Annotated in this window: 2 protein-coding genes; both read right to left on the bottom strand. The window is 57.7% G+C overall.

The genetic code is table 11. The features are described 5' to 3' along the window. Positions 1–51 precede the first annotated feature (51 nt). Positions 52–840, bottom strand: coding sequence for an SDR family oxidoreductase (locus tag P7F28_RS07245; protein WP_277183838.1), 789 nt, complete (start codon positions 838–840; stop codon positions 52–54). Further along, a partial coding sequence (locus tag P7F28_RS07240; protein WP_277183837.1) for a GMC family oxidoreductase occupies positions 824–2,222 on the bottom strand: 1,399 nt, incomplete at its 5' end. The genes P7F28_RS07240 and P7F28_RS07245, both read right to left, overlap by 17 nt.

Genomic DNA, 2,222 nt, shown 5'->3' with positions numbered 1-2,222 from the left:
TCGTCGGATTTTTAAGGAAGGATCGGGAAGGGAAACGCGGTCGGAACGGGCTCAGACCACCATCGGGCGAGCGGCACCGTCCATGGAAACAATCGCCCCGGAGATGTACCCAGCCTTTGGGGAAGCCAGGAAGGCCACAACCGCCGCCACCTCCGCAGGAGAAGCGGGTCGACCAAGAGGCGATGAATTGTTCGCCTCGGCAATGGCTTCAGCGGTAGTTATCCGTTCTTGCCGAGCAAAGGCACTGACGCCTTCTGCTAGCCGGTCAGTGTTCGTCTTTGCAGGATTCAGGGCATTAACCCGAACGCCCATCGGTCCATATGCCAGCGCGAGGCCTGCCGTGGCGAGCATCAGTGCAGCGTTGGCGGATCCGCCAGCTAGATGCGTTGTGATTGGGACTTTGCCTCCCATTCCCACCACATTGACTACCGAACCGGCGCGACGCTGTGCCATGAGCTTGATGAGAGGATCCAAGACGTTGATATACGTCAGGAATTTGGCTTCCATTGCGGCGCGCCAGTCTTCGGGCTGCAATTCATCGAAAGGCTTCCGACGTGCACCGCCTGCGGCGTTGACGAGAACGTCGATGGGTCCGCGTTCTTCCTCAGCATCAGCAATTACGCCCAATGCAACGGCCGGTTGGGACAGGTCGGCGGCATATCCGCTGATTCGCTTCATGCTGACGTCAAGCGTCCTGCATGCGTCGCCGATGCGACTTCTATCACGTCCTACGATGCTGACGACGCAGCCTTCCGCCAGAAATTGGTCGGCGCATGCGAACCCAATTCCTCGCGATCCACCGGTCACCAGAACGTGCTTGCCTTCAAGTTGCAGATCCAATGCTAGCTCCAAGAATGGCTGTGGTCTCGCCTTTGACAATGGTGTCGGAAAGCTTCTCCGCGACCATGATCGTTGGAATGTTGGTGTTGCCGCGAGGAATGGTCGGCATGATGGACGCGTCGGCAACGCGCAAATTGGTGACGCCTAATACGCGCCCAGCAGAGTCAACAACAGCCGCAGGGTCTGTCTGGTTCCCCATTCGGCACGTTCCGACCGGGTGATAGACACCTGTGATCTCACGGGTGACGAAGTTCAGCAGGAAAGTCGGATCACTCATGAGACGATCACTGTCCAGCGTATGCCCCGTCAGCCCTGCGAGGACTCGGTCGCCGAGGGCGCTGGGCATTGCATCGAGCAACGTCGCGAACGCGCGTGCGTTCACGGCACTGGACGTCGTATGCGTGTTCCACCGTCGGATGCGGTCTCCCACACGCACTACGAAGGGCGCACCGACCAGTGGTGATACTAGTGGGGACTTCAATATGTTCAGTATCCGGAGCACCGCTTTAGAAAGTCGTTCGATGTCGCGCGCGTTGTCGCCAAATCCAAATTCGACAAGAGGAAACTGATTGGCATCGTGCACGTTCAAGCTCACCTGACCGGACCCAGCCGGCTTCAGGAGTACAGCGTTTAGGCTCGCCACTCGGGTGCCCATCGCGTTCCAGGAAGTTTTGCTCTGGATATTGATGTAAAGGTCTGACTTAGGCGCGCCCAAGAGGTTTGACGACATGCGCATACATGCGGTCGGATGCGTTCGTAAAGAGGACGACTGTCTCGAATTTCGACGCAGCATCGCGCAAATAAAGACAGCGGCATGATTGCGCAAGTTTTTCCCTACGCCGTCGAGGTCGGCGACGACGCTGATCCCGAGTTTCTGTAGAGCGCCCCCTTCGCCGATGCCCGATCTCATCAGTAGGGCCGGTGAATGAATCGCTCCAGCTGTCAGGATTACTTCAGCTTGTGCAGCAAATTCTATTAAGCGTCCGTCGACCTCTGCTAGAACGCCGGTCGCACGCTTATCGCTGAATCGGACCGAACGCACAAATGCGCGAGAAAGAATAGTAAGATTCGGTCTTTGTCGAACGCTGGATGTGAGGTATGCCGCGGCGGTCGTTACTCGGCTGTTCGCGGTATTACTGATCGGAGTGGCGCCGAACCCATCGCGGAAATCGCCGTTCATATCGGCGATAAACGGGTACCCGGATGCCTTTGCATATTGTTCAATCGCCGAGGTCAGGGGAGGCCACATATTTCGAGGCACCCGTCTGATCGGAACTGGGCCTCGCCGTCCGTGCAGAGAGTCCGAAAAATCTTGATCCGTCTCGAGCTTGCTGAAATATGGCAGCACGCTGTCCCAAGACCACCCCGCAGCGCCCATTGCC

This window comes from Caballeronia sp. BR00000012568055 (assembly GCF_029439455.1).
GTDB lineage: Bacteria > Pseudomonadota > Gammaproteobacteria > Burkholderiales > Burkholderiaceae > Caballeronia.
This window is presented reverse-complemented; position numbering and strand designations above follow the sequence as displayed.